Genomic DNA, 1,671 nt, shown 5'->3' with positions numbered 1-1,671 from the left:
CGTCCATGCGCACGAGATCGGGCCCCGCGCCGCCGCCCATTTGCGTGAAAACTGTCTTGGCAAAGCTCCCGAAAGGAATGGCTATGGGTTGGATTTCGGCGGTAGCCTGGCTCTTGTTGAACTTCTCAACCCAGGCCTTGAGACGCTCGCCGCGGCCGGCCTCGCTGAACGTGACAGCCGCAAAGGTCAACGTCTCCTTCGTTTGAGCACCGGCAGCCACCGGCATGCCACCTATGACGAGAGCGCCCGCAAGCGCCACCACACCAGCTGAAAGGCTTGACAGTTTTTTCATGCATGTCTCCATAAATGCGGACACGTCGGACCGCGAGTGTTGTTGGAAGTGGCGCACGGTTTCCGTGGCCGATTAGCAAGGCACAAACGAAGAATACTGTGATATTTCACAAAGATTCTCGTGGTTTACCCGAATAATTATTGGAGCTCTTCCTTTTTTCGGCACGCCTCCGCCAGCCTAGAAAATGAAGGAAAAATCCCTGCGCCACTCATGGAATATCAGGGTATGCTTTCCTTTCCATGAGGTGTGCGATAGATGCACGAATGGACCCCATGTATTTGAAAGAGCACTATGGCTTCGCCCTCCCGCCCTCGTCCCCAACTGGTTGCAGCCAATGCCCCTGCGGAGGAGGCGCCTCGCCGTCGCAGTCAGGTCAACCTTTCCGACCAGGCTTACGAGCGGATCGAAGAATTGCTGATCTGCTGCGAACTCCGGCCCGGCCGATTCCTGGCAACTCATGATCTCCAGGCGCTCGTGGGATTTGGCCGCACGCCGGTTCACCAAGCCGTCAGCCGACTGGCGGCTGACACGCTGCTCATCGTTACGCCGCGCCACGGCATCCAGATCGCCCCGATCGACCTGACCCGGGAACGGGTGCTGCTGCGCCTGCGGCGCGATATCGAACGCTTTGTCATCCGGCTGGCCACAGAACGCTCGGGGGCCTCCCAGCGCAACCAGATGCTGCATATCCGCCGCCAGCTGGTTGAGCACGGCGGCGAGATGACAATCGAGCAATTCAACGTGATCGACAGGCGCATCGACCAGCTTTTCCTGGCGGCGGCCAATGAGCCCTTCGTCGAAAGCACTTTGCGGCCCCTGCACACCATCTTCCGGCGCATCGGCTGGATCTATCACATGCAAACGGCCCACAGCGTCAAGCTGCAACGCACCGTAGACGGCCATATCGCCGTGATCGATGCCGTTGCCAAAGGGCAGGTGGACACCGCGATTGCAGCGTCAGACGACCTCATGGACTTCGTCGAGAGCATGTTTGACGTCCTGGAGCGCGAGGTTGCCCCAACGTTGCTCGACTGCAGCCTGGATTCTTTCGATGACACTTTCTTGCGCTCGCCACTTTCGCGAAATGGGCGTCCATCGTGATGAATTCCGCTGAAGTCGTAAACACGCCCAACTGTGCACTGAGGGGATGCTGCTAAGTTAATGGAGAACGCCAAGGAACGTCCGCCGCAGGATATTAGTCACGTGAGGCCGACGATTATCTGGCGCTGATACGCTAGCAAGGCTTCGACTTCGGCCGAGCCAGGATAAAGAAGCCACAGCACGAGTAACTCTGTTTGTTCGTCGCTGTTATTCAACAATTTGTCAACATTGTGTCCGACAAATTGTTAATTACCACGTCATGAAAGGAGCACCAAGAC

General features: G+C 57.5%; 1 protein-coding gene and 1 pseudogene. One reads left to right on the top strand and one right to left on the bottom strand.

All coding sequences use genetic code 11. The features are described 5' to 3' along the window. Positions 1–292: pseudogene (locus AC1D1P_RS22670) on the bottom strand (ABC transporter substrate-binding protein); the annotation flags it as partial. 291 nt (positions 293–583) lie between these two features. Here AC1D1P_RS22670 and AC1D1P_RS22665 point away from each other — a divergent pair. Beyond that, entirely contained in the window at positions 584–1,393 is an 810-nt protein-coding gene (locus AC1D1P_RS22665) for a GntR family transcriptional regulator (protein ID WP_477674539.1), read from the top strand. Positions 1,394–1,671 lie beyond the last annotated feature (278 nt).

The sequence above is a fragment of the Polaromonas sp. P1_E1_2 genome (assembly GCF_056406035.1).
Note: the sequence above shows the minus strand (reverse complement) of the source record. Positions and strands in the feature narration are given on the sequence as shown.

Excerpts from the sequence above, each read along its gene's own strand:
- AC1D1P_RS22665 (WP_477674539.1), top strand. The coding sequence starts at position 584 with ATGGCTTCGCCCTCCCGCCCTCGTCCCCAACTGGTTGCAGCCAATGCC.